At 55.0% G+C, this 25,324-nt stretch carries 20 protein-coding genes and 4 pseudogenes; 11 read left to right on the top strand and 13 right to left on the bottom strand.

The genetic code is table 11. The features are described from left to right. Positions 1 to 314 precede the first annotated feature (314 nt). Positions 315 to 503: a transposase gene (locus tag ABTV22_RS08370; protein ID WP_433739402.1), complete on the bottom strand. Its 189-nt coding sequence runs from the start codon at positions 501 to 503 to the stop codon at positions 315 to 317. A gap of 68 nt (positions 504 to 571) precedes the next feature. On the opposite strand from ABTV22_RS08370, the pseudogene ABTV22_RS08365 reads away from it, so the two are divergent. The 3 genes and pseudogenes from ABTV22_RS08365 to ABTV22_RS08355 all read left to right on the top strand — a co-directional run. Further along, positions 572 to 713: pseudogene (locus tag ABTV22_RS08365) on the top strand (IS5/IS1182 family transposase); the annotation flags it as partial. Then, positions 708 to 974, top strand: a pseudogene (locus ABTV22_RS08360) (IS21 family transposase); the annotation flags it as partial. The pseudogenes ABTV22_RS08365 and ABTV22_RS08360, both read left to right, overlap by 6 nt. Positions 975 to 1,022: 48 nt before the next feature. After that, entirely contained in the window at positions 1,023 to 2,804 is a 1,782-nt protein-coding gene (locus ABTV22_RS08355; RefSeq protein WP_433739401.1) for a DUF7024 domain-containing protein, read from the top strand. 84 nt (positions 2,805 to 2,888) lie between these two features. Here the strand turns inward: ABTV22_RS08355 and ABTV22_RS08350 are convergent. The 9 genes and pseudogenes from ABTV22_RS08350 to gmd form a co-directional block, all read right to left on the bottom strand. After that, positions 2,889 to 4,152, bottom strand: a pseudogene (locus ABTV22_RS08350) (DDE-type integrase/transposase/recombinase); the annotation flags it as partial. Beyond that, a protein-coding gene (locus ABTV22_RS08345; protein WP_433735520.1) for an IS3 family transposase occupies positions 4,139 to 5,358 on the bottom strand; the annotation gives its coding sequence in 2 pieces (ribosomal slippage) (positions 4,139 to 5,013 and positions 5,013 to 5,358; 1,221 coding nt in all). The pseudogene ABTV22_RS08350 and the gene ABTV22_RS08345, both read right to left, overlap by 14 nt. Positions 5,359 to 5,476: 118 nt before the next feature. Further along, entirely contained in the window at positions 5,477 to 6,655 is a 1,179-nt protein-coding gene (locus ABTV22_RS08340) for an integrase core domain-containing protein (protein ID WP_433739400.1), read from the bottom strand. A 177-nt stretch (positions 6,656 to 6,832) separates the two neighbouring features. Continuing rightward, positions 6,833 to 7,995 (bottom strand): IS3 family transposase gene (locus ABTV22_RS08335; protein WP_433738812.1). Its coding sequence is split into 2 segments (ribosomal slippage): positions 6,833 to 7,740 and positions 7,740 to 7,995, totalling 1,164 coding nucleotides; the frame shifts between segments, so codons are not numbered across the junction. Positions 7,996 to 8,059: 64 nt separating this feature from the next. Then, positions 8,060 to 8,293: pseudogene (locus ABTV22_RS08330) on the bottom strand (IS3 family transposase); the annotation flags it as partial. A gap of 163 nt (positions 8,294 to 8,456) precedes the next feature. Further along, on the bottom strand, positions 8,457 to 9,575 hold the full coding sequence (locus tag ABTV22_RS08325) for a glycosyltransferase family 4 protein (RefSeq protein ID WP_433739399.1): 1,119 nt from the start codon (positions 9,573 to 9,575) through the stop codon (positions 8,457 to 8,459). Beyond that, the gene (locus tag ABTV22_RS08320; RefSeq protein ID WP_433739398.1) at positions 9,572 to 10,717 is read right to left on the bottom strand and encodes a glycosyltransferase family 4 protein; all 1,146 of its coding nucleotides are present in this window, start codon (positions 10,715 to 10,717) and stop codon (positions 9,572 to 9,574) included. Before ABTV22_RS08320 ends, ABTV22_RS08325 begins: the two co-directional genes overlap by 4 nt. Beyond that, the gene (locus tag ABTV22_RS08315) at positions 10,718 to 11,614 is read right to left on the bottom strand and encodes a GDP-mannose 4,6-dehydratase (RefSeq protein ID WP_433739397.1); all 897 of its coding nucleotides are present in this window, start codon (positions 11,612 to 11,614) and stop codon (positions 10,718 to 10,720) included. After that, on the bottom strand, positions 11,614 to 12,645 hold the full coding sequence (gmd, locus tag ABTV22_RS08310; protein WP_433739396.1) for a GDP-mannose 4,6-dehydratase: 1,032 nt from the start codon (positions 12,643 to 12,645) through the stop codon (positions 11,614 to 11,616). Before gmd ends, ABTV22_RS08315 begins: the two co-directional genes overlap by 1 nt. A 387-nt stretch (positions 12,646 to 13,032) precedes the next feature. Between gmd and ABTV22_RS08305 the strand changes: the two genes are divergently transcribed. The 8 genes from ABTV22_RS08305 to ABTV22_RS08270 are packed head-to-tail and all read left to right on the top strand — an operon-like array spanning position 13,033 to position 21,056. Continuing rightward, positions 13,033 to 13,833, top strand: coding sequence for an ABC transporter permease (locus ABTV22_RS08305; protein WP_433739395.1), 801 nt, complete (start codon positions 13,033 to 13,035; stop codon positions 13,831 to 13,833). Positions 13,834 to 13,845: 12 nt separating this feature from the next. Beyond that, on the top strand, positions 13,846 to 14,589 hold the full coding sequence (locus ABTV22_RS08300; protein ID WP_433739394.1) for an ABC transporter ATP-binding protein: 744 nt from the start codon (positions 13,846 to 13,848) through the stop codon (positions 14,587 to 14,589). 5 nt (positions 14,590 to 14,594) lie between these two features. Continuing rightward, positions 14,595 to 15,950: an FkbM family methyltransferase gene (locus tag ABTV22_RS08295; RefSeq protein ID WP_433739393.1), complete on the top strand. Its 1,356-nt coding sequence runs from the start codon at positions 14,595 to 14,597 to the stop codon at positions 15,948 to 15,950. Continuing rightward, positions 15,947 to 16,576, top strand: a complete 630-nt coding sequence (locus tag ABTV22_RS08290) for an acetyltransferase (RefSeq protein ID WP_433739392.1) — start codon at positions 15,947 to 15,949, stop codon at positions 16,574 to 16,576. Before ABTV22_RS08295 ends, ABTV22_RS08290 begins: the two co-directional genes overlap by 4 nt. 10 nt (positions 16,577 to 16,586) lie before the next feature. Further along, positions 16,587 to 17,690: a DegT/DnrJ/EryC1/StrS family aminotransferase gene (locus ABTV22_RS08285; protein ID WP_433739391.1), complete on the top strand. Its 1,104-nt coding sequence runs from the start codon at positions 16,587 to 16,589 to the stop codon at positions 17,688 to 17,690. Continuing rightward, positions 17,690 to 18,727, top strand: a complete 1,038-nt coding sequence (locus ABTV22_RS08280; protein WP_433739390.1) for a glycosyltransferase family 4 protein — start codon at positions 17,690 to 17,692, stop codon at positions 18,725 to 18,727. Before ABTV22_RS08285 ends, ABTV22_RS08280 begins: the two co-directional genes overlap by 1 nt. Then, complete coding sequence (locus ABTV22_RS08275) at positions 18,724 to 19,761, top strand: glycosyltransferase family 4 protein (protein ID WP_433739389.1); 1,038 nt, start codon at positions 18,724 to 18,726, stop codon at positions 19,759 to 19,761. The genes ABTV22_RS08280 and ABTV22_RS08275 overlap by 4 nt, the downstream gene beginning before the upstream one ends. Continuing rightward, complete coding sequence (locus ABTV22_RS08270) at positions 19,758 to 21,056, top strand: glycosyltransferase (RefSeq protein WP_433739388.1); 1,299 nt, start codon at positions 19,758 to 19,760, stop codon at positions 21,054 to 21,056. The genes ABTV22_RS08275 and ABTV22_RS08270 overlap by 4 nt, the downstream gene beginning before the upstream one ends. Before the next feature lie 64 nt (positions 21,057 to 21,120). On the opposite strand, the gene ABTV22_RS08265 is transcribed toward ABTV22_RS08270, so the two are convergent. The 3 genes from ABTV22_RS08265 to ABTV22_RS08255 form a co-directional block, all read right to left on the bottom strand. Beyond that, the gene (locus tag ABTV22_RS08265) at positions 21,121 to 22,506 is read right to left on the bottom strand and encodes a glycosyltransferase family 4 protein (protein ID WP_433739387.1); all 1,386 of its coding nucleotides are present in this window, start codon (positions 22,504 to 22,506) and stop codon (positions 21,121 to 21,123) included. Then, entirely contained in the window at positions 22,503 to 23,615 is a 1,113-nt protein-coding gene (locus ABTV22_RS08260; protein ID WP_433739386.1) for a hypothetical protein, read from the bottom strand. The genes ABTV22_RS08265 and ABTV22_RS08260 overlap by 4 nt, the downstream gene beginning before the upstream one ends. Before the next feature lie 210 nt (positions 23,616 to 23,825). Continuing rightward, entirely contained in the window at positions 23,826 to 25,190 is a 1,365-nt protein-coding gene (locus ABTV22_RS08255) for a phosphomannomutase (protein WP_433739385.1), read from the bottom strand. Positions 25,191 to 25,324: the final 134 nt, after the last annotated feature.

Here is a 25,324-nt window from a genome sequence, read left to right as displayed (position 1 = left end):
CGTGGCAGCTGGCAAACAGATAAGCACAGTGCGGCTGTGCCGCTCCGAACACCGCAATCACTTAAGCTAACGCTGTTTTAGTGTCTGCGCGCATGTCCATCCGCTCAGTAGCGAGCCAGATAGAATCGATACGAATGATCACAGAAGGTCTCGAAGAAAGGTCGCGCAGGCAGCAGCATTTTCAGTTGGCTAGTTCACTTTGACGGTGCCGCACGAGTGCTGAATCTCAACGCGAATAATCGACGATGTAGCTTGCGAATTTGGTCCAGTCAGCCGAATGGGCATCTTAATAAATTTAGGTTGCAGCGCCGTGCTTATCGGCGTTTGCAGCCGAATCCATTTGTGGACGAGTTTGCGTTGAGGCTATAGCTCAGTGCGACGCTGGCAATCGACGCGCCGGGCTGCGCGCACTCTTGAATGACCTGGGCCTTGAAGGATTTGGAATAGGAACGGCGTTTTGACTGCGTGAGATACCCGCTTAAAAGGCTAGAACTGGTACCCACTTAAATTTGAGCGCACACCATATCTTGGCTTTGCGGGGATGGATAGATGACTTGGTCAGACGCATACAACCATGCTGCGTATCCATCTGTTGTAAAATTGGTTCTCCCAGAGCGGTCTAGCCACGGAAGAAGCGCTCTATGAAATTACGCCCATGCGCCAATCCGCACGCCTGTCGCTTGAGCGCGCCGATTCCCGAAGACACCACGGTGGCGCTCATCGACCCGCGTACCAGCGAGATACGTCAGGCGCAGATCTTCGTCGCCGTGCTGGACGCTTCCAGCTACACCTTCGCGGAGGCCACCCGGTCACAAAAACTTCCCAACTGGCTCGGATCGCACACTCGGTGCTTCGCTTTTCTCGGCGGGACATCGCAAATCCTGGTCCCGGACCATCTGCGTAGCGGCGTCATCAAGGCACACCGCTACGAGCCGGACATCAACCCCAGTTACCGCGATCTGGCCGAACACTACATATTGTGGGATTATCGCGCCGTTTAAACAGGAGTGAGGTGGGGGGAGATGGGCATTAAAACAGAGCGGGAACCAGTGGCAACGCCAGACGAACACGGCCAAGGGTTGCTACGACAGGCTAAGTCCGACTGGAAGTGGCTGGCTTTAGGTGCGATTTTTTCTTTCGAGTTCGCTAGTGTCCTGTTGATGGGGTGGCCGGGGGGATTGATTCCGTCGATTAATCTGCCATACGTTTTCGCGGGAGACGCGCTGCTTTCCCAATGGACAGGAAAACGTGCGATTGAAGGATGGTTCTTCGAAAACCCGCGTAACGGCTTCCCTTTTGGTTCCGAGCTTTACGATTACCCCAACTCGGATTCTGGTAGCTTGTTAATATACAAGCTTCTCGGCAATCTTACGCATTCGTTTTTTTCCGCCGTTGACCTTTATTTCCTGCTAAGTTTTCCTGTTATTTTTTCGGTTGCGTTCGTGGTTATCCGGTCCTTTGGGGTACGGAAAACTTACAGCGCAATGGCGGCTGTGCTATTCGCATTTATGCCATTTCACATGTCGCGCCTGTTATATGGGCACGATCTTTACACATGGTATTTCAGCATTCCCCTGTTTTTCTACTATGGCAAAAGCCTATTTCTTCACGGGAAGACCCATTGGGGCCTACACCGGCCGTCGCGCCTTCTGGCGTTCGTGCTCGTGATTGCCGCACTGAGTTCATTCGGTGTCTACTACGCGTTTTTTGGCGTGATTGTGCTGATGGTATCGGGCATTGCTGGGGCGGCTCGCATTGGACGCATTCGCCCAGCCGTGAACGCTTTGCTCGTATGCGGCGCCATAGTGCTTGGCCTGTTGGCGAATATGTTGCCGAACGTGATCTACCGAGCTGAGCACGGCATAAATCCGGAGGTGGCCGCTCGCGTACCAATAGAAAGCGAAGTGTATGCACTGAAGTTGGTTCATTTGCTGCTGCCCCAACCACAACACCGGGTCACGGCAATGGGCACGTTCACGACAAATTATAATGTCACGTTCCCGCTAGCCAACACGACCGCAGGACTCGGAATCGTTGGTTCAGTGGGGTTCCTTGCCGCTCTGCTTGCCGTCTGTGCCGCACTGATTGGGCGTAAAGTAGAACCGCGCATCGCAATGGTATCTCTGGTTGTACTTGCTCTGCTGCTGGCTTCGGCAGTCGGCGGTTTCAATGTGGTCTTCGCGATGTTCATCTCTCCGATGATCAGGGCGTGGGACCGGGCGAGCATCTTCATCGCCTTCGGCTCTATCCTTACTTTTGCTTTGCTATTGAATGGGTGTAGCCGTATCAACCGTTCCGCGCTCGTGGGAACCCTCTTTGCCATGGCAATTGCCGTGTTTGGCCTGCTGGATCAAACACCTACCTCGTATGCTTCGACGGTGGCGATTGGTCGAGCGAACGCCGCGATGGATCAACAGTTCATCCAGCAGTTGGAATCGTCTCTGCCCCCTGGCTCGGCGATCTATCAACTCCCTTATATCGCCTTTCCGGAGTCTGCGCCAATGGCGCAAATGAGCGCGTATCAGCCACTTACCGGATTCATCAATTCGGACACATTGCGCTGGAGTTCCGGCGGCATGCAGGGGCGTGAAGGCGACTTGTACTATCGCGCACTATCAAAGAAGAGTATTTCAGATCAGATTACTGCCATAAAGCAGCTTGGGTTTGTGGGCGTATATGTTGACCGGAGGGGATTTACCGACCATGGAGCCGCCATTGTCGATGACTTGACTGCGGCTTTCGGCGCAGGCCCGACTTTTGAGCGAGCGGATGGCTTAGTCGTTTTCTTTAAAATCCCTGGGTAGAACGATGCGCCGCTACGCTGGCTGCCTAATTCTGTTCGCAGTTGCTTTGGGCCGGTGTTTTCAAGGTAGTTGTCGCGTCAACGTTTAACTATGCTGCTTTTTATCGTGTTGCTGTTCCCGATCCGGGCTCAGTAGCACAGTGCCTATCGTCTCCTAGTCTCAGTTCTAACCTGACCGGCGTTCCGGGTTCATTTCCCTGGCCCGCCCGTATAATTCATGACTGCGGGTCTGGATCTGATGATCCAGCCCTCGGTGTCGCTCACCGGGTATCACGAAGCGGATTCGGCTATGCCAATGCTCGCGGTTGTACCATCGTATGAAGCCCTCACCTAACTTCGTGCAGTGTCCAAACCTGCAAACCCGTTCTGCGGCCACAGTAGGCAGTATTTTAGCGTTCTAAACAGCGACTCTGAGTAAGGATTGTCGTTGCTCACTTACGGGCGTCCACGTGACGGGTTAATGCCCAATTCATGCATTTTGCTTAACAGCGTCATCGATTTCATCGGCGCGCCATTGTCAGAGTGCAGAACCAGCGGCTCGCGTAAACATTGTTTGCCGATCACGCTGCATTGCAGCAGCGCTACTGCTTTCTCACCGTTTCATTCTTAGCAAACCTCCATGCCACGGCCTTGCGGCTGTAAATATCTTCGATCAAATAGGAAGTAGTGCTTGCCACGCACCGGCGATGTCAGGTACGTGATGTCCCACGACCAGAGCTGGTTGGGGCCTTGTGTAGCATGCGTCGTCGGTGCTGCATAGCGTTGAGGCCGTGAACACGGCCCCGGTGCTGCTGTTGGCCTACTTGCTCGCAGTACTCGATAAAACGTCGCTTCCAAGACCGGATAACGTGCTTGGTCGGCCAGACGTGGCACGATCTGGTCAGGCGGAAAATGGGCGTACTCAGCGCTACTGCACAACGTCACGATCGCTTGGCGTCCGAACTCGCTCAACGCATTACGCGGTGTGGGTCGCACCGTGATGGTTCGGGCATCGCCTCGAATCGCATCAGTCTCAGTCCAGCGCCGCAAGGTTCTTAGCGAAAGGCCCACTACCTGACACGACATGACTTTCCGGCTCCAGACGCCACAGCTTCGACCTGCCAATCCACGAGCAACTGCCGTTCTGGCAAAGACGTCAGTTGCCCTCGTTGTCGTCCCCACTAGTCGTTGAGCTTTTTTCGCAGCACCAGCAACGCTACGGTTTCAGCCAGCGCCTTATCTTTGCGGCGCAGATCACGCTCAAGTTCCTGGATGTGTTCCTTGTCTTTGCGGGTTTGTTCGTGGTTGAAGGGATCAACTGGACTTGCCCCTACAAAACCGGACACCAACTCCCCGTTAAATTGATGCCGCTGCCAAGCGCCTGAACTCCCTCGGTGAGCGATAGTTCAAAGCGCTGTGCGGATGCTGCTCATTGTAATGCTCGAAGGCAATTGCCAGGTTACGCAGCGCCGTTTCTCGATCCGGCTTGGGCATATGCGCTACGTAATCACGCTTGATTGTCTTTACGAAGCTCTCGGCCATGCCGTTGCTCTGTGGACTGCGCACTGGAGTGGTCACCGGCTGCAAGCCAATCTGCCGAGCAAACAGGCGTGTCTGTTCGGCGGTGTACGCCGAGCCGTTGTCGCTGAGCCATTGCACCGGTGTGGCGGGCAGTTGATCACCGAAGCGCTTTTCCACGCTTTCCAGCATCAGGTCGCGGATATCATCGCCGCTGTACCCGGTCGGGCTTGCGACCCAGCCGATGGCTTCGCGATCACAGCAGTCCAGGGCGAAGGTTACGCTCAGTTTGGCGCCGTCCTCGCAACGGAACTCAAAGCCGTCCGAGCACCAACGTGTATCGCTGGTTTGCACCGCAATACGGCCTTCGTGTCGACGCGGCACGCCGGGTTGTTTGATCCGGCGTTCAAGCAGCAGGTTGTGATCACGCATCACCCGGTAAACCCGCTTCACGTTGATCGCGGGTAGCGACTGGCTTTCACGGGCGCGACGCAGCAATCCCCAGACTCGACGGTAGCCATAGCTGGGCAGCTCACTGACCTGTCGCTGGATTTCAACTACCAGCTCAGCGTCGTTCACAGGTCTGATTCGCCGTGCTTTGGGCGATACCGATTGCTTGATTCGAACCGTTAATTGCGAGCGCGCCACACCGAGACATTCGCTGACCAGCTTCACTGGTCGTCCCCCGGCAACAAGGGTGAGTGCGCAATCCATTTTCGCGACTGGGCGATCTCCACGGCCTCTTTGAGGATTTCTGCTTCCATCGTTTTCTTGCCCAGCATCCGTTGCAGTTCACGGATCTGCTTGAGCGCATCGCTCAGCTCAGAGGCCGGCACCACGGCTTCACCGGCGCTGACTGCCGACAGGCTGCCGTCCTGATACAGCTTGCGCCACAGGAACAGCTGATTGGCATTGATGCCGTTGCGCCGAGCGACGACCGACACACTTTGCCCTGGCTCAAGGCTCTCGCGAACCATGGCCAGCTTTTGCTCTGGGCTCCAGCGGCGCCGCCGCTCCTGACCCAAAAGCTCCCCACTCTTATAGTTGCTGTTAGTCATAAACATAACCGTTTGCCTATCCCTTATCGTAAGGGGGAAACGGTGTCCTGTCTTTCATGGGGCTCGTTCATCAACCACATAGGTAACAGAAAAGTTCAGGCACATAGGTAACACCTGATCACTTATTTCTGATTACTTTGAGCGTCAGATAGGCATCTTTAGCGTCTCTTTCATCAACACGGCCCAGTACTACCGGCCCAAAGATGATGTCCCAAACACCCTCGCTGATGCTCTCTAATCCGATTATTTGGTGTTTGAGGACATAGCCGACATAGATTCTGAGCCTTCCTTTGTTCACCACCCCGTTGGAGTCCGTTCGGTAGGCTTCAACATGGCTTGGGTATCTCATCTCCGGCAGTTTTTCCGGAAATGGTCGTGAGGAACCTGTGTAGCATGAGCTCGGTGTTTTCTGCCCCAAAGCCTCATGAAGACGCTCATGATTATAGTGCTGCATGTACAGATCAAAATGCTTCTGCTGGGCTTCCCACTCAATTTCCGGCGGCCTTGGCAATGTACTTTTAAGCGTGCGGTGCATGCGCTCATGCCGTCCGTTTTGCTCGGGTCGACCAGGTTGAATCCTTTCGTGAATGATGCCCAGGCGGGCCCACCAGATGGACAACTGCGATAACCCAGCACGCCCATCGCTGGCGAAAGGAACACCGTTGTCCGTACGGATCCGCTCGGGCATTCCATACATCTTAAATAACCGCTCAAAGGTGGCCTTGGCGTCTTTGAACGTCGTGCTCGGCATGCTTTCACACGCCAGTAGAAAGCGACTGGCGTGATCCATCACCGTCAAGGGGTAACACCAGACACCGTCTCCCGTCAGGTATTGGCCTTTGTAATCGGCACTCCACAGCTGGCTGGGAAGATCAGCTTTCTGAAGTGGTTTGGGATAGATGGCGACACGCTGACGTAACCGCCGTGGCGCCACCAAACCCGCCTTTTTAAGGACGTTGTAGATCGTCGTCTTGGAGGGTGGCGGCTGATCTGGAAACCGCTCACTTAGGGCTGTCTGAATCTTTTTCGGGCCCGGCGTGGTTTGCCCTTGGCCGCGTAGCTCAAGAATGGCCTCTTTCACCGCAAACGGCACGGCCTGAGCTTGGGAATGCTGCTTGCGACTGCACTCCGCCAAGCCGTTAACACTGTCCGCGTTGTAGCGGGCCACCCACTTGTAGCCGGTTTTTCGACTGATGCTGTGAGCCGCACAGAGTTGACTGAAATTGAGTCGACCAGACAGATAGTCGGCAATGAACATCACTTTCAGGCCCATAGGTTTCAGCTCTCGCCAAGGCATGGTCAGATCCTCGGAATCGACCAGTGCCAGTTAAAAACTGTTACCTATGTGCTTGAACTGTTTTGTTACCTATGTGGGTGAGTCATACCTGGTCGTCTTTTTGTTGGCCTTTTTAGAGGGTTGACCACTAATAAAAGACTGCAGCCATGCGGTGATCTGTTCTGGGTACTGTAGTGGTCAACTAATCCCGGACACGACGTTAAGTTTTTTCTCGGCCTGAGCTGGGGCCAGTCCGTTGTTGAATTGGTGCGGTCTAATCCAGTTGTATCGATGCATCAGGTAATGACTGATGTCGCGGTGCGCTTCTTGAGCTGTCATGTAGCCCACGGTCGGTATCCATTCAGTTTTCAAGCTGCGAAATACACGCTCCATCGGCGCATTATCCCAACAGTTTCCACGACGGCTCATGCTCTGGCGAATGCGGTAGCGCCAGAGCCGTTGGCGAAACTGACGGCTGCCATATTGCGAACCCTGATCTGAGTGAAACAGCAGCCCTTGAGGCCTGCCACGCTGTTCATAAGCCATGTCCAACGCCTTGATCACCAACTCAGCGTCTGGTTTATTCGACAGCGCCCAGCCCACAATTCGGCGCGCGTAGAGATCCAGAACAACCGCCAGGTAATGCCATTTCCCTTGAGCCCAGACGTAGGTGATATCGCCACACCAGACCTGATTGGGTGCCGGCACTTCAAACTCTCGATTCAAAATGTTCGGAATGTCAGGCCGCTCGACCGTCGCTTGTTTGTAGGCATGTGATCCAGGTTGTTTGCTGACTAACTTCAGTTCCCGCATCAGACCACGCACCTTGAATCGCCCGATTTGCTCGCCGTCTTCCTGCATCATCGACACGATGCTGCGGCTACCGGCGGCGCTTCGGCTTTGCGTAAACAGTTCATTGACCCGACTGCGCAACCGAAGCCGCTCAACGTCCGGAGTTCGGCGTCTGAGGCGGTGGGCGTAGTAACACGAGCGAGTGATGTCAAAGACTGCGCAAAGCCAATCGACTGGCTCCTGGGCGCTTAACTGATCAATCAGCGTGTGCGCTCGTGCTCTTCCGACATCAAGAGCGCGGTAGCCTTTTTTAAAATGGATTTCTCCCGCTCAAGGCGAGCAATGCGCGCTTCCAGTTCTTGGATTTTCTGCTGCTCAGGCGTCAGCGCTTTGCTCTGCGGAGTCACGCCGTTGCGCTCCTGCTGGAGTTGGTTAACCCAGCGGCGCAACGCGGACTCGACCACCCCAAGCGAGCGGCTGGCTTCGGTATGGCTATAGCCTTGATCGAGCACGAGGCCTGCGGCCTCGCGTTTGAACTCAGCGGAAAAGGAACGACGTTGCTTGGTCATCAGACACCTCTATCTGGCGAGCATTCTCGCCTAAATGGGTGTCCGGTTTCATTAGACCACTACAGTACAGGCCTCTACGTCGGCAATCCTCCCCCAGCTCGATCTCGGACAAGCCGGCGGCTTCAAGAACCACGGCGAATTTGGTTTCCGCTGACCAGTTCTGGGGCGACTGCTTGGACTCGGACACTACACACGCTTCGGATCTGACCTGTTTGCGCTAGTTGGACAAAGACATTTCGCTAACACCTTCGCGCCAGGTAACCCCGGCCGTCGTCAGGCTCAGCGGGGGATGCAGCATGTTGAGTATTGCGGCTCTACGTTCAGATGAATAAAACGGCACAAGTTCTCTCTTTCCGCCCCCAATATGCTTTTTCAGGAAAAACCGGAGAGGCGACAACTATCCTGACACCGGGGGCCTGCCCTCCAGACAGTCTTCGGCTACTCAAAGGCAAGGTCATACCTCAAGACTTCTCCAACAACCTTCGATAGATGTCTGCATAGGCGCAAACCATCGATTGCGCAGAAAACACACCTTCATATCTCTTCAACGCACACTCGCCCATGGCTTGTGCGAGCGCAGGATCCGTCGACAACGTCATCATGGCCGTGGCAAGCGCAGCAGAATCACGCGGAGGGACCACCAGCCCGGTTTCATTGGCGATATTGATGTAAGTCGTACCCGAACCAATTTCACAAGAAATCAGCGGTTTGCCATACATGGCAGCCTCCAGCAAGGAGATGCCGAACGACTCGGAACGCAGATGCGAGGGAAACACAAAGGCGTGGCACAGCGTCAACAGTGCAGCCTTGTCGTCATCCCCCAAACCGCCCACAAAATGCACATTACCAAGCCCAAGCCTTCCAGCCTGCTCCTTGAGTTCAGTCTCCTGATGACCTCCCCCTAGGATCACCACAGGCAGACCCGTGATCCTGGCCGCTTCGAGCAAATAATCCAGCCCCTTGTAGTAACGCAGAGCACCTACAAACAGGAAAAATCTATCGCCGACCTTGCTACGCCAGTAAGCAAGGCGCTCTTCGGAGACCTCGGGGTAGGTCTCGCGATCCAGGCCATAGGGGATAATCTCGACCTTGTCGCGAAAGCGGGTCAACACCGGGCTACTCTGCGCATAGTTCGGCGACGACGCGACAATACAATCCACACTGGACAGAAAGCGGTTCATCAACGGCTGATACAGCTTGAGAAGTGTCTTCTGCTTGACAATATCGGAGTGGTAACTGACCACCGACGGCTTGCCATGGCGGGTGGCAAAATGCACCAGATCCATGAAAGGCCAGGGGAAGTGGTAATGGACCACATCAGCCTCCTGCGCCAGCTGCGAAAAATCCTTGATCGCCGACAACGAGAATCCTGTCGAAGCCACGTGCAGATCAAGCTTTGAGCGGTGTGTCAAATGATTACCGACCATTTCATTGCGGGCCGCCCCTCTTTCGCTCAGGTACAGGACCTGCGAGGAATACCCGTGCTCAGAACCGCCTTGGGCAATCTGAAAAATGACTTGCTCGATGCCACCCATTGTTTCCGGGTAGTAGGTTTTGAAGAAGTGCAGGACCTTGATCATTTTCCGTCGATTACTCGTCGATAAACCTGCAAGGTCTCCCTCGCACAACGCTCCCAGGAAAACCCCTGCGCATGCCGAATTCCGCTGACAACCGCAGTTGCACGCCATGCTTCGTCGGTCAGCCCGCGCTCGATCAATCGCGTCAGCTCATTGACATCCATCGGCGCGCACATCAGTGCGGCGTCTCCGGCGACTTCAGGTAGCGACGAACTATTGGAGCACACCACGGGAACTCCGGAACTCATGGCCTCGAGAACCGGCAAACCGAAACCCTCGTAAAGCGATGGGAATGCGAACAGGCGCGCCCCAGCGAACAGCAGAGGCAAGTCCTCGCTGGGAACAAATCCAAGATAGTGAGCCCAGCCTTCACGCCTAGCGGTTTCGAGCTTCTGATGGATCACATCATTGCGCCAGCCATGGTAGCCGGTGAGAACCAGCGGCCAACGCGTACGCACAGCAAGAGGCAGTCGACTGTAGGCCGCAAGCAAGGTTTCGATGTTCTTACGCGGCTCAATAGTGCCGACAAACAGCGAGTAGCCATCGACCTCTAGACCGTGCCGAGCAAGGGTTGCCTTTAGTTTCTCAGGCGGCCTTGGATAAAACTCAGGAGAGCTTGCCAACGGCACGGTATGAATCCGCTCGATGGGCCAAGAAAAATAGCTGGCTAGCTCCTGGCGAGTGAATTCCGAGTCAGTGATCAGGGCATCAGCTCTCACCAATGTGGTTTTAAGCTCTTTTTGCAGATAACGGACCAATTGCGGCGCATGACAGTGCGCCCAGGTGAAGGGCGAAAGGTCATGAAAAGTGGCCACGCTACGCCCGGAAAACGGCGGCAAGTAGTAATTTGGACTGTGGTATAGATAATCGCCATGACCTTTCAGGGCGGCCTTGCGCAAAATTGGCATCAGCAACCGATAGGCTTCTACGGCGAGAAAGTTCTTTTGCACCGCGCGCTTCAAGCCATAACCACTACCGGACTCATTCGCAGCTGTTGGCAGTTCAGGCAAAAAGCGTCGACCGGCAAAAAAATGCAGGTCTGTAATTTCTGGGCTTTGCTGAAGCCTCTGCGCAAGTTCGTAGGTATAGCGACCTATGCCAGTCAGCGGGTAGCGGATCGGCTCAACAGAGAGAACTAGCTTCATTTATTCCGCCGAAAGCATCCAGCTCAGAGTTTCATCCAGTCTTGGCGTACCCCATCCCTCGACCAATTGGCAGAGACGAGTGTTGTCACCACACAGGATCTTCACCTCATTGGCACGAACAAAGGCCGGGTTTACTTCAACCTCAAGGTGATGACCGGTAAACGCGGCACACATGTCGATCACTTCGCGAAGCGTATGGCTCTTTCCTGAGCTGACGTTCACCGTTTGCCCTAAAGGTCTAGCCTCGATCAACCCACGGTAGGCCTTGACCACTGACCGCACATCACTGAAGTCACGGGAGACATCCAGGTTGCCCAGCTCCATCTTGTCGGCGCGCCGACGGAAATGCGCAACTATCTTGGGCAACAGGAAACTTTCAGCTTGGCCGACACCGGTGTAATTGAATGGGCGCGTAATCACAATCGGCAGGCGGTCATGCCAAAGACTGGCCATATACTCCATGGCCAGTTTACTGACCGCATAGTCGTTGGCAGGAGCTGGTGAAGTTGATTCGCTCAACAACCCGGCCGAAGCATTACCGTACACATTGGCGCTGCTGGCCAGCAGCACACAGTCCGGCACCTTGCCGCAGGCGGCAATTGCCTCCAGCAAATGACGGGTGCCAATGAGATTAACTCGATAAAAGGCATCTGCGGCACCGTGCCCGACAAAGGCCAGGGCCGCAAGATGCACTACCACATCTGGTTGAATATTTGCCAGTGACTCACGCAGAGCAGGACCATCGGTCAGATCGACCTGAAAATAACCAGGCTCGCCTGAGGGTTGCGTCCCCATCCCTATCACCTCATAGCCACCAGCCTTCAGCTCGGCAGCCATGTATCGACCGGTGAAACCTTGAATACCTGTAATCAGCGCGCGTTTACCGGCAATACTCATCAGAACGAGAATCCTTTTTCATTTCGGCGCAGGTCAGCCTCTACCATCATGCAGCACAACTCTTCCAAAGTGGTTTTCGGCTCCCAGCCCAATGCTGCCTTGGCCTTGGCTGGGTTACCGATCAGCAGTTCCACTTCCGTAGGACGATAGAACTTCGGATTGATGGTGACCAGCACTTTGCCGGTTACCTTGTCGGTACCCTGCTCGTCTTCGGCAGCGCCGCTCCAGGAAAGATTGATCCCTGCAGCTTTGAACGCCATGGTGACGAAATCACGCACGGTTTCGGTACGGTTGGTCGCCAGTACGAAAGTGTCGGGCTCATCAGCCTGCAGCATGCGCCACATGCCTTCGACGTATTCCTTGGCAAAACCCCAGTCGCGCTTGGCATCCAGGTTGCCGAGTTCCATCTTGTCGAGCAGGCCGAGTTTGATCTTGGCCACGGAGTCGGTGATCTTGCGGGTCACAAACTCACGGCCACGTAGTGGCGATTCGTGGTTGAACAGGATACCGCTGGTTGCAAAAATGCCGTAGGACTCGCGGTAGTTGATAGTCATCCAGTGCGCGTACAGCTTGGCAACGCCATAAGGGCTGCGCGGGTAAAATGGCGTGCTCTCGACCTGAGGAATCGCCTGAACCTTGCCAAACATTTCGGAAGTCGAAGCCTGGTAGAAACGCACCTTTGGGTTGACGATACGGATCGCTTCCAGAAGATTCACACAGCCCATACCGGTGATGTCGCCGGTGGTCAGAGGCTGATCGAAAGACACGCCTACGAAACTTTGGGCCGCGAGATTGTAGACTTCGGTCGCTTCAGTAGTCTGAAGCAGTCGGATGCTGGCCGACAGGTCAGTCAGGTCATATTCGACCAGATGCAGGTTGGGATTCGTTTCAATCCCAAGTTCCTCAATACGCCAGAAATTGACAGAACTGGTCCGACGGTAGGTGCCATACACCGTGTAACCCTTTTCCAGCAGCAGTTCCGCCAGGTAGGCGCCATCTTGCCCAGTAATGCCAGTTACGATAGCTTTCATGCGAATCCTCTAAACTCCATTTGAGCGCCTTTAGCAGGCCCTTTTGTGTCATACGCGCCATTGAGCTCTGCAGGAGAGCCGCAAATTCTTACCGATCATACAGAATGCAGCTCGGAACGACGATACCCAACCTGCTATCAAGGCGTAACTGGGTGCACAGTGCCAGCCATCGCGGACGTTCCGCATGCTGCAACACACTCGGCACCGCCTCATGACACCGCTTTTCGAAGCGGCATTCGATCAAAAGAGTCAAGCGCTAGAGGACTCTCAAGACTGACCCGATACAACGCACCATAGGACGCAAAGAAATAGTGTAGAAAGAGTGACACTCCCCTCCCCCCCAGCCTAAAATGGCATGTTTTTTTGATCACTAATCTGGTGCTATTAATGCGCAATGGTTCTATAGGTATCGCGCTGTCGGACATCGTCGCTGCGACAAAACGATATGCCCTGGTAGGGATGCTAGGCTGGCAGGACGTTCGGCAGCGGTATAGAAGATCGGCATTGGGTCCATTCTGGCTGACTATCAGCATGGGTGTGATGATCGGGACCATCGGAGTGGTGTTCGGCCAGATCTTCAACTCTCCAATGCAAGAGTTTCTCCCATTTCTCGCCGTCGGCATGATTCTCTGGAGTTTCATTTCCTCAGTGATCACCGAGGGCTGCACCGGGTTCATCGCTGCCGAAGGCATCATCAAGCAATTGCCGATCCCCCTGTTTGCCCACATTCTTCGCATGATCTGGCGGAACCTCCTGATCCTGGGCCACAATATCGTGATCTTCCCACTGGTATTGCTCGCCGTCGGCAAGCCTCTTACTTGGCTCGCATTTATCAGCCTTCCAGGTCTTTTGCTGGCTATGCTGAATCTGACGTGGATAGCCCTGCTTCTTGGCATTCTGTGCGCGCGCTATCGAGACCTGCCACAGATCGTCGCAAGCTTATTGCAGGTTGTATTTTACCTCACGCCAATCATGTGGATGCCTAATTTGTTGCCACAACGGGCTGGCCTATACCTGCTTGACCTTAACCCCGTTTATCACATCATTTCGATCGTACGCTCGCCGCTGATCGGGCAACTACCGACTGCCACCAACTGGTGGGTCTCCCTGGGCATGGCCGCTGTCGGCTGGGTCGTTGCGCTCTTGGTCTACGGTCGTTACAAGCGTCGCATTGCTTACTGGCTCTAAGAAGAACTTCTAATGTCCTTGATCGAATTCAAAAATGTTTGTGTAGATTTCCCGATCTACAACGCGAACGGCCGCTCCCTGAAGAAACGCCTGTTTCAGGTTGCCACCGGTGGACAGCTCGGTGCAGACCAACAAGGCCGCGTGATTGTCCGAGCGCTTGAAGACCTGAACTTCACCCTGCGCGACGGCGACCGAGTGGGACTTCTGGGCCACAACGGCGCGGGTAAGAGCACAATGTTGCGCCTGCTCAGCAGCGTCTACGAACCCTCCTCGGGCACCGCCCGAATCGAGGGTGAGATTGGCTCTCTGATCGACATATCTCTGGGCACGGACCCGGAAGCCACCGGACGGGAGAATATTTACCTGCGCGGCGGCATACTGGGCATGACCAAGGCACAGATCACCGAAAAACTCGACGAAATCATCGAGTTTTCCGAGCTGGGCGACTTTGTCGACATGCCGATCCGCACCTACTCCTCAGGCATGCACCTGCGCCTAGCCTTCGCCGTATCGACCACGATTAAACCAGAAATCCTGCTGATGGATGAATGGCTATCGGTCGGCGACGAAGGCTTCAAGCACAAGGCCGAAATCCGCATGAATGAACTGGTGAAGTCGACCAATATCCTGGTGATCGCCAGCCATTCACGCGAACTGGTAATGCACACCTGTAACCGGGTGCTGTGGCTGGAGCATGGAAAAATAAAAATGGATGGCGATCCGGCAACGGTCACCGCGGCCTACTTTGGAGTTTGACGCTAATGAACAGCATTAAGCGCAATGGCGTGGATATCGAAGCCGCGCTTTCACTCGCATCCAGGCGTTTGCTCGTCCGTACCTGCCCACACCCAAACATCAGTGCGCCTACTAATGCAGCTCAAATTGATGCTGCTGAAATTGATACTGCTCAAATTGATACTGCTCAAATCGCCCCATCACTTGGGACCGTACTGCGGCACCACATCAAACAGGCACTGCGGCGAATCGCTCAGACGGGCTATCGTATCATCAGGCCCTTTGGGCGCCCGGTGTTCTTCCGCTTGCGCGCTTTTTTCAACTCCACCATCCGCCAGGACATGTTGAAAGAATCCGAAAAACTTCAGGAGGAGTTCGGAAAACTTCAGCATGAGCTCAGCAGACTTCAAGATCAACAGCGCGAGCAAACCCAGAAAATCATGTTGGAGCTTCGACGGCTGATCAACTCTGCGAATGTTCAGACTTCGCTTTCGCAAAAACTTTTCGCGAGCCAACTCCCAATGGAGAAAGCCGGCCCGCAACTCGATCGAATCGAGCAATATGCATTGCTCGATGTCAATCGCATAGCAATCAATTCCGGCCCCGATGAAACATTGGTCAAAACTGCAGTCGGCTATATGCTCTGCGGCGCCAGAGATCACGCCCTGCTGGCCAATCTTATGGAAGCCGGTGAGCTTGAGCCTGGAACGCGGATTCTGATCGAGCGCATCATCAAGCCTGGCGATGTCTATATCGATGTCGGCGCCAATATCGGAATGCATTCGATAGCCGCCGCCCGAGCCATGTCGGGACAAGGCAGGATCTTTGCCTTCGAACCATTCGAGCCGACCCGAAAACTGCTGGAAAGAAACCTATGGCTCAACGGGTTTTCATCCATCAGCGAAATCTCCCATTACGCACTTTCGGACACAGCGGGCAGCCACAAACTGCACCTTGGCGCTACCAGCGGCCACCACTCACTCTATGAGCTGGAAACCCCGTCATTTATCCCGACGACATCCGTGGATATCTCAACCATTACCCTGGACGAGTTTCTGCCGGAAGATCTGACTGCAAAGCTGCTGAAGATCGATGCGGAAGGCGCCGAAATCGACGTCATGAAAGGTGCGCGACGCCTGCTTGCTGCCAATCCGAAAATGCTTCTGATCGTTGAACTGGGCCTCTCCCACCTGAAGCGAAATGCAATAAGTCTCGAGAACTGGCTCAAGCATTTCACTGCCTCCGGGCTGGTATTCAGTGTTATCAACGACCGTACCGGCAACCTTGAAAACTGGTCGGTCGAGCAACTATCGCACACGGACTCGGTCAATCTGTTGTTTCACCGCCCGGAGTGGACTCATGCCGAAAGGAGTGCCCCATGAAGACTGAAATCATCGTTATAGGGGCCGGCGGCCATGCGAAGGTCTGCATCGAGCTACTGCAAGCCCAAGGCGAAAAAGTTGCTTGGTGCGTCGGCAACCCGGACAGTCCGGACACTTGCCTGGGCATCCCGGTACTGAAAAGTGACGCCCACCTGCCGGCACTGCGCAAGGACGGATACGAGCGAGCATTCATCGCCATCGGGTCAAACCCTGTCCGATATAAACTGGCGAAAAAAGCCACTGAGGCGGGCTTCAAACTGGTGAACGCCATTAGCCCTGCGGCAGTGGTTTCGCCATCGGCCAAATTAGGGGTTGGCATCGCCGTGATGGCAGGCGCGGTGATCAATGCGGATGCCGCGATATCCGACCTTTGCATTATCAACACCGGCGCAACCATCGACCATGATTGCGTGATCGGGCTGGCGGCTCACATTGCCCCCCAGTGCGCCCTGGCTGGCAACGTGCACGTAGGCAATTTAAGTTTCGTCGGTGTAGGCAGCAAAGTCATACCGGAAATTCACATCGGTGAGTCCGTCATGGTCGGTGCCGGCAGCGTCGTGATTTCGAATATCGATTCAGCAGTCACAGTTGTGGGTGTGCCTGCCAAAGCATTAAACAAATTTTGAAGGAAGAGACATGAAACGTATTTCCGTTGCACAACCGAAGCTTGCTGGAAACGAACGCAATTACGTGCTCGATTGCCTGGATACAAACTGGATCTCCTCCAACGGCAAATACATCACCGCCTTTGAAGAAAGCTTCGCCGCGTTCTGTGGCGTCAAGCATGCGATCGCCACCAACAACGGCACCACCGCCCTGCATCTGGCCCTGGTTGTACTTGACCTGCAGCCGGGCGACGAAGTCATCATTCCTACCGTGACCTACATCGCAACGGCCAACGCCGTACGCTATTGCGGCGCGACTCCGGTACTGGTGGACGTGTGCGCCGATACCATGAACATCGATCCGCAAACGATCGAAAGCAAGATCACCGCCAAGACCAAAGGCATCATCCCGGTGCACCTCTATGGTCACCCGGCACAGATGGACGTCGTCAACGAGATCGCCCGCAAGCACAAATTATGGGTCGTCGAGGACGCCGCCGAGGCGCACGGCGCCGAAGTCAAGGGCAACAAGGTGGGAAGCCTAGGCACTTGCGCAACCTTCAGCTTCTTCGGCAACAAGATCATCACCACCGGCGAAGGCGGCATGATCACCACCAATGACGACGAACTCGCCGCCAAGCTGCGCCTGTTCCGTGGCCAGGGCATGGATCCGAACCGTCGCTACTGGTTCCCGGTCGTTGGCTATAACTACCGTATGACCAACATCCAGGCAGCCATCGGCCTGGCCCAGATGGAAAACATTGCAACCGCACTCGCCGATCGCGAACGTCTGGCAGACTGGTACAACGAAGCACTGGCGGATCTCAAGGACAAGATCGTCCTGCCAACCGAGGCATCGTGGGCCAAGCAGGTCTTCTGGATGTACAACATCTTCCTGGCGGACGGTGATGAGCACAAACGCGACGCAGTCATGCAAAAACTGGATGCAATGGGCATCGAAACCCGTCCGGTCTTCTACCCGATGCACGTCCTTCCACCTTACAAGGAAGACAAGACCTACCCGGTAGCAGATCTGTGGTCCGGCCGCGGCATCAACCTGCCGACTCATCAGGATCTGACCCAGGAAGACATCTTCAGAATTGCAGCCAGCCTGCGCGAGGTCCTCGCGGCCTGATGAAAATCGTTCTTTGCTCCTCGTTCATACCTTTCATCAGGGGCGGTGGAAGAAACATTGTCGACTGGCTGGCCTCAACACTGACCGAAGCCGGACACTTGGTGGAAGTCGTGTACCTGCCGGAACTCGATTCGCCGCCGGATATACTGTTTCAGCAGATGATGGCGCTGCGCTGGGTAGACCTTCAGGCGGCAGACCGGATCATTTGCTTCCGGCCGCAGGCACATCTGATACCGCACCCACACAAGATTCTCTGGTTTATTCACCACATACGTACTTTTTACGACCTGTGGGACTCGCCTTATCGTGACTTCCCGGACACAGCGCAAAATCGTGCTATCCGCGAATCCCTGATTGACGTGGATACCCGAGCAATGGGTGAGGCAAAGACCATTTTCACCAACTCGAAGGTTGTCTCTGACCGCCTCAAGACCTTCAACGGCGTCGACAGCGAAGTACTGTATCCACCGGTTTTCGAACCGGAGCGTTTTTTCAGTGCCGGATACAACGACGAAATCGTGTGCATCTGCCGCCTGGAACACTACAAGCGCCAGCACCTGCTTATTGAAGCCCTCAGTTACACCAAGACTCCGGTTCGTTTGCGCATTCTGGGAACAGGCGCAAGTCCAGACTACGGTATTGCGCTTCAACAAAAAATCGAGACGTGCAATGTAGCCGATAGAGTGACTCTCGAAGACCGCTGGATCACGGAAGAAGAGAAAGTAGAGCACTTGTCGCAGTGCCTGGCCGCCGCCTATTTGCCGGTCGATGAAGACTCATACGGCTATCCAAGCCTGGAGGCCAGCCATGCGCAAAAACCTGTTCTGACTACCTCCGACTCCGGAGGTGTGCTTGAACTGGTTCAAGACGGTTACAACGGCTACGTCGTCGAACCAACTCCCGAATCACTGGCTCGCGCCATGGACATGCTGTACCGGGATAAAAACATGGTAGAAGCAATGGGCAAGAATGCCAGGCAGCGATTGGTCGACTTGAAGATTTCATGGTCGCAGGTGCTGGAGCGTCTTTTGGCATGAAAGTATTGATTGTAAACAACATGGCGCCTTTCATTTGGGGCGGTGCCGAAGAGCTGGCTGTCAACCTGCAGAAGAATCTGGTCATTGCCGGCCATGACGCGGAAATCCTGCGGATTCCGTTTCAATGGGAACCTTCGACACGCATTCCCTCGCAAATGCTGTTGGCGCGCACCATGGAATTGGCCAATACCGATCATGTCATTGCCTTAAAGTTTCCGGCGTATTTGGTTCGGCATCACCGCAAATCGCTGTGGCTACTTCACCAATACCGGCAAGCCTATGACTTGTTTGATGCAGGCCAGACCAATCTGCCACCGGGCCAGCACGGCGCGGATATTCGCAAGGCGATTGCCCATGCGGATAATGAAAGTTTCGCAGAGAGTCGGCATATCTACACCAACTCCGAAGTCACCAGACAGCGACTGCTTAAATACAACGGCTTTGACTCCAAGGTATTGCTTCCTCCGGTCAACGACCCGGAAGCATTCACCGGTGGCGAGTTTGATGACTACATCTTTGCCGGCGGTCGGGTAAACAGCATGAAACGCCAGTACCTGCTTCTGCAAGCACTGGCGAAGGCTGATCGACGAGCCAAAATGATCATCGCCGGACCACCCGAGTCTCCTGCCGATACGCAACAATTGCACGCCATCATTGAACAGTTCGGCCTACAGGATCGCGTGAAGCTCGACCTGCGCTTCCTGCCCCGCGCCACTTATGTGGACTATGTCAATCGTGCGCTTGCCGTCGCCTATATCCCGTTTGATGAAGACTCACTTGGCTACGTGAGCATGGAAGCTGCAACGGCTCGCAAAGCACTGATAACGACTACCGACAGTGGCGGGATTCTCGGCCTGGTGCAATCCGGCGAAACCGGCTGGAGAGCAGAACCGACTGCAGAAGGCCTGGCCGAAGCGATGAGCGCTGCTTATGAAAGCAAGGCTCGAACCCGACAGTACGGAGAAGGAGCTCAGGCGTTGTGGAACAGCCTGGGCATAAATTGGCCAGAAACTGTCGAGGCACTTCTGAAATGAAACTTGTCATGTTCACACCCGCGGTCAAAACCTCGGCTATCGGTCGAATGACTCGACTCGTCGTTCGTCAGCTCCTGGCCAACCAACATGAAGTTGTCGTGGTTCGTACCGAAAGCCAGCACGTCCCGGCCATAGAACTGCATGACTTCGGCTGTACCGTGCTGCCTTGGGAAAACGACGCGCAAGTCACCAGGGAAATCAAGAGCGCCGATTGCTGCGTCTATCAGATTGGTAATAGCTACGAATTTCACGAAGGTGCAATTGCCTGGCTCACAAACGCCCCAGGAATTGTTTGCCTCCATGACTTCTTCCTCGGACACCTGTTTTTCGGCTGGTCGCAAAACAGACGCGAAGAAGCCAATCGAGTATTGACCCAGTGGTATGGAGCAACGATTGCCGAGGAGTACTTCCAGATTCATGATGGCTCGGTGTTCATCAGCAAAACGCGAAACGAAGCTCCGCTCACCGAGTGGATCAGCTCGATGGCGACTTGCATGATCACGCACAGCAACTGGGGTTGCGATCGAGTGCTGGCAGCCTGTCCGGGGCCAGTTTTCGTTACTGCGCTGGCCTATGATGCGCCAGGAGCCACCGACTCAGAACTCCAGCCCGGCAACGACAAGCTGAATGTCCTGACCATTGGTCACGTCAATCCAAACAAGCGGGTTGAAAGCTGCATCCTAGCAATCGCCAGCAGTCCCTCGTTGCGAGCGAATGTTCGCTATCGACTGGTTGGAGCGATACTTCCGGAGACTGAAAAAAGGTTGCTCGAACTGGCAAATGACAACGGCGTCGACCTGATTATTTCCAATGAGGTCGACGATGCAACGCTGTCCATGGCCATCAGAGAAGCGGACATCATCAGTTGCCTGCGCTGGCCTAGCCTGGAAGCCGCTTCAGCCTCGGCCATCGAAGCCATGCTCTACGGCAAAACCACCATCGTTACGGATACTGGCTTCTACAGTGAACTTCCTGACGAATTTGTGCTGAAGATATCGGTCGAGAACGAAGTCGAAGACTTGAAGAAAATCTTTCTGTCTCTTCATAGCAATCAGATCTCGACCCACTCAATTGGGAAGCAGGCACAGGAATGGGCGCAGGCCACCTTTACTGCGCAAAACTATGCTCGGACGCTGGAACAGGCCGTTCCTGCAGCGCTTCGAGCGAATGTCCTCCTCTCGGCAGTCGAACACTTTTCGTCCATCATCGATAAATGGTCGGCCAACCCGGAGCTGCTGGGAACCTCGGACATACGACAACCATTGAGTGTGTTCAACACCAATACCATCGTGTGAACCAAATGCGGTGGATCAGCCCTGCGGCTCCACCGCGTTGCACAGTGCTTGCAGCACCTGCCTCTTACTTCAAACTGTCGAAGACAAACTGCGCCGTGTCCTTCCAGGCGACTGGCTTGTAGTCACGCTTGATCGCCTCCTCCCTCGCAGTTAGCGCTGCGGGATCGAACGCATACTTCTGCAGTTCCGCCACCCACGCCGAGACATCCCACGGCTCCAGATAATCCAGCAGTTCGCCGCCTACTTCCGGTATGGACGCCGCACTGGAGGCTAGACAGTACTTGCCGACAGCCAGACTCTCTGCAACCGGTAATCCCCAGCCTTCATACAGCGACGGAAACGCTGTCATCATGCAATGCTGGTACAGGTGCATGAGGTCCGAATCGGAGACATTGTTCAGGATGCGAATGTAGTCTCTGGTTCTCGGATCAAGCTGGATATCCGACAGCAAGTCGCCAACGCCCCAGCCCGGCATCCCGACAAACACCAGTTTTGGCAGATTCTGAACGCCGCTATCGATCAGACGCGTGTATGCACGATAAAGAACCTCGTGATTCTTGCGGCGCTCGATCGTTGAAACGAACAGCACAAACCGCTCTTTCAACAACGCATTCACCTCTTCACTGATGTCATCGCTCAGTTCATGCGAGAGCTGGCATCCCAGCTTGACCACGGCTGTTTCCGGCACCGGCGCACCCAGTTCTTCGAGCAGCACGATCAGGTCTTTACGGGTGCATTCCGAGATACACAGGATCTTGTCCGCGCACCAGGCAACATCAGTGAAATAGTTGGCGAACTTGGCCGCCACATCACCCACACACAAATGAGGAAGCCTCACCGGGATCACGTCGTAACAGAACAGAATGACGCGCAGGCCAACCTGTTTCTTGAGCTCATAAAGATGCGGAAGATCCTTGTTGTCCCAGTCCAGCCCCACGGAAATGTAACTATCACCCTTAGAGAACGGGTGGCCGGCCGTACTTGCCTTGACAGACGACGGACTGAAGACATGAGTACGATTGGCTGGCTTCAGGAACCCTTTGACCGCAGACCGCATGTGCCGGAGAGCGATCACGGCCTCGACAATGGACAAACGGCGCACCTGGAAGAACTGATAAATGCGTCCGCTGACCTTTGGCGGCAAGCGGTTGAGCACCTTTATCGCTTTTTCCTTCAGCCGGGCTTCGATCGAACTCTTATTCGCGCTGCCCACTGCAACCCCGCTCGGCGAAGCAGAGTGCGCACCGGAAATACGCTTGAGCGTCGCTGCCACCTCAGCGGAACCGACAGCGCTGTAACCCATGGCTCGGCTGTAAAAGCAAAACTTCACGTCCTCACCGGCAGCGATCAGCTCGAGCCCGTGGGCGGCCGCTTCCGCTTCAGTACGAATGATACCTACCGCCGGCCGCCGCCAGCCAAGGATGGTCGTTACGTCAAACCAGGTAGTCATGCTTGCGCCTTTTTCTCAATGACTTGTATTGCTGCACGCGGAATCGATTCCAGGCTTCTGGCCCAGGTCAATGATTCGCGGCCCCCTCTGTCCGGACCGTTACTATCAATCGTCGCCGGCCCGGTCAAGCGCTTGCGAATCGCCGCATGAAACTCGTTAGGCGTGCGGGCGACACTGATTTCCGATAGTTCCAGATGCTGCTCGAAGCCACGGAACGCAGACTCCGTTCCGACCACGTACTTGCCCGAGTAAATGGCTTCGGCAGTCTTGATGTTTGAACCGCCGCCATGGGGAATCGGCAGCAGAAACGCATGAGCCAGGGTTTTCACTGCATCCAGGTCATCGTCCGACAGCATGTACAACAGTTGCAGGCGCGACAGGTTCAACTGCCCCCAGCGACTTTCGCGAAGTGTCGTCTCCAGGTGTTCACACACACTGCCTACCACCACCAGCTTGCTGTCCGGTGGAATGCACGCCAGGGAACTCCCAAGGCACTCATTGAAGCCCTTGAAGTTGGGCGGATGAGCACTGGCGACGTAAAGAATCCAAGGCGAACCGGGCAGACGCTCCTTCCAACTCTCAAGTACCTCGGGTTTGGCTGACCACGGCGCAATTCCATTGGGCGCCAGCAGGGGCATCTTCGCCCCCCATGCGTTGAGAATATCGTAATCCGCCTGCGTGACTGCCACGGCAATATCAGCTTCTAGAGTCGCCTTGCGCTCGAGCGCGTCGATATCGGAAATGACTGACTCGGCCCCTTTGATACCGTAGCTATCGAGGATTTCCTGCTTCAGCGGAGCCTCGATGTTTTGCGAGCCATAAATCAGACAGGCGTTGGAGTATTGCCGCAGTTGCTTGATCCTCAGGACCAACGGCCAGAGCCAAGGCTGCTCGACATGAATCACATCGATAACAGGCGGCAATTTTTTGATGATTTCCGCGAACCCACCCTGTTCCGACGCGGCGAATTCGCCCGAAAGCAAGTCATTGATCAACGGCACATATGTACCCTTGTATTTCCTAAAACTGCTACCGGCGGGAAAACTGACATCGTTGGAACCCAATGTCGACGGTGGATAGCCCTCCGGCTCATAAACAGCCAAGTGCATAACGCACCAGCCGTTTTCGCCAAAGGTTTTTGCGATGTTGGCAACCCGGACCTGTCCCCCGTGTCGGGGACTGGTAATCGGGTAAGTGCTTAGCAATAAAACCGTTTTCAAAATGTGAACCTATAGAGTTGATATTTCACAACCGCGACAGCACCGCAATGTTCGCTCACTGAAGTCCTGGCGCCGTTGAATACCAAAGAGATCGGGAGTTCAAGCGCCCTTGATCAGCAATTCAAGCTCTTGCAAACGCTCCCACATCAGCGTTTGGTCGCCGCGAGCCTCAACGTTCAACCGCAATAGAGGCTCGGTATTGGAACCGCGCAGATTGAAGCGCCAATCGGGGAAAGACACGCTGATGCCATCCGTTCTGTCGACGACCGGGCTCTGCGGTAGAAAATGCTCCAAAACCTTGTGCAGCATCGCGGGCACATCCTCGACCCGATAGTTGATCTCGCCGGTGCACGGATAAGCGGAAATACGTTCATCGACCAGTTGCGCTAGGGTTTTGCCGGTGGTGGACATCAAGGCTGTCACCAACAACCACGGAATCATTCCGCTGTCGCAGTAGGCAAAATCGCGGAAATAGTGGTGGGCGCTCATTTCGCCGCCATAGATTGCATCTTCAAGACGCATGCGCTCCTTGATGAAGGCATGGCCTGTCTTGCACAGCACCGGCACTCCACCTGCCTGCTCAACCTGATCGACGGTGTTCCAGGTCAGACGTGGGTCGTGAATGATCTTGCTGCCCGGATGCTGCTTGAGTAGCATTTCAGCCAGCAAGCCGACCAGATAGTAACCTTCGATAAACCGACCTGTTTCATCGAAAAAGAAGCAGCGGTCGAAATCACCGTCCCAGGCCAGACCAACGTCACAGCCATTGTCCAGTAATGCCTGGCGCGTGAGTTCACGGTTTTCCGGCAGTAGCGGATTGGGCACACCATTGGGGAAATTACCATCCGGCTCGGCGTTGATCAGTACCCACTGGAAGGGCAACTTGTCGATCAAGGCCTGCAGCACCGGGCCGGCGGCACCGTTGCCCGGATCGGCCAGCACCTTCAGCGGTTTGAGGTCAGCGACGTCAATATAGGTGAGCAAATGATCAATGTAGCGGCCCTTGTCCAGCTCATGACTGATATTGCCAGGCTTGCCTGCCAACGCGCCAAGATCGCCGCTTTCCACCCGATCGCGTATAGCATTCAGGCCGGTGTCGCCACTGATCGGCCGCGACTGCGCCTTGACCAGCTTCATCCCGTTATAGCCCTTGGGGTTGTGACTTGCCGTGATCATCACACCACCGTCGGCTTCGAACGCGCTGGTGGCAAAGTAGACTTCTTCTGTACCGCACAGCCCAATATCGATTACATCCGCGCCGGCCTCGAGCAAGCCACGGGTCATCGCATCAGCCAGCATCGGGCTTTCCAGGCGCATATCCCGTCCCAGCACGATGCTTTTGCCTTGCAACTCAATGACCATTGCCCGGCCGATCCGATAAGCAATATCTTCGTTGAGGTCGGATGGCACCTCGCCACGGATGTCGTAAGCCTTGAAGCATCGGGTTTTGATAGGGGTATGCATTCTGATCTCTTACTGGAAATCTAGGACGACGCGCGAGGAACTGCGGGTGCGCGTCATCTATAGGGATTGAAATCAAGGGGGCACATGCAAATAAGCCTGAGCGGTCGAACAATCACCGATCAGGCTTATCACTG

Source organism: Pseudomonas putida (assembly GCF_050990305.1).
Classification (GTDB): Bacteria; Pseudomonadota; Gammaproteobacteria; order Pseudomonadales; family Pseudomonadaceae; genus Aquipseudomonas; species Aquipseudomonas putida_AH.
Note: the sequence above shows the minus strand (reverse complement) of the source record. Positions and strands in the feature narration are given on the sequence as shown.

Excerpts from the sequence above, each read along its gene's own strand:
- ABTV22_RS08355 (WP_433739401.1), top strand. The coding sequence starts at position 1,023 with ATGGGCATTAAAACAGAGCGGGAACCAGTGGCAACGCCAGACGAACAC.
- ABTV22_RS08340 (WP_433739400.1), bottom strand. The coding sequence starts at position 6,655 with ATGCCTTGGCGAGAGCTGAAACCTATGGGCCTGAAAGTGATGTTCATT.
- ABTV22_RS08325 (WP_433739399.1), bottom strand. The coding sequence starts at position 9,575 with ATGATCAAGGTCCTGCACTTCTTCAAAACCTACTACCCGGAAACAATG.
- ABTV22_RS08320 (WP_433739398.1), bottom strand. The coding sequence starts at position 10,717 with ATGAAGCTAGTTCTCTCTGTTGAGCCGATCCGCTACCCGCTGACTGGC.
- ABTV22_RS08315 (WP_433739397.1), bottom strand. The coding sequence starts at position 11,614 with ATGAGTATTGCCGGTAAACGCGCGCTGATTACAGGTATTCAAGGTTTC.
- gmd (WP_433739396.1), bottom strand. The coding sequence starts at position 12,645 with ATGAAAGCTATCGTAACTGGCATTACTGGGCAAGATGGCGCCTACCTG.
- ABTV22_RS08305 (WP_433739395.1), top strand. The coding sequence starts at position 13,033 with ATGCGCAATGGTTCTATAGGTATCGCGCTGTCGGACATCGTCGCTGCG.
- ABTV22_RS08300 (WP_433739394.1), top strand. The coding sequence starts at position 13,846 with ATGTCCTTGATCGAATTCAAAAATGTTTGTGTAGATTTCCCGATCTAC.
- ABTV22_RS08295 (WP_433739393.1), top strand. The coding sequence starts at position 14,595 with ATGAACAGCATTAAGCGCAATGGCGTGGATATCGAAGCCGCGCTTTCA.
- ABTV22_RS08290 (WP_433739392.1), top strand. The coding sequence starts at position 15,947 with ATGAAGACTGAAATCATCGTTATAGGGGCCGGCGGCCATGCGAAGGTC.
- ABTV22_RS08285 (WP_433739391.1), top strand. The coding sequence starts at position 16,587 with ATGAAACGTATTTCCGTTGCACAACCGAAGCTTGCTGGAAACGAACGC.
- ABTV22_RS08280 (WP_433739390.1), top strand. The coding sequence starts at position 17,690 with ATGAAAATCGTTCTTTGCTCCTCGTTCATACCTTTCATCAGGGGCGGT.
- ABTV22_RS08275 (WP_433739389.1), top strand. The coding sequence starts at position 18,724 with ATGAAAGTATTGATTGTAAACAACATGGCGCCTTTCATTTGGGGCGGT.
- ABTV22_RS08270 (WP_433739388.1), top strand. The coding sequence starts at position 19,758 with ATGAAACTTGTCATGTTCACACCCGCGGTCAAAACCTCGGCTATCGGT.
- ABTV22_RS08265 (WP_433739387.1), bottom strand. The coding sequence starts at position 22,506 with ATGACTACCTGGTTTGACGTAACGACCATCCTTGGCTGGCGGCGGCCG.
- ABTV22_RS08260 (WP_433739386.1), bottom strand. The coding sequence starts at position 23,615 with ATGCACTTGGCTGTTTATGAGCCGGAGGGCTATCCACCGTCGACATTG.
- ABTV22_RS08255 (WP_433739385.1), bottom strand. The coding sequence starts at position 25,190 with ATGCATACCCCTATCAAAACCCGATGCTTCAAGGCTTACGACATCCGT.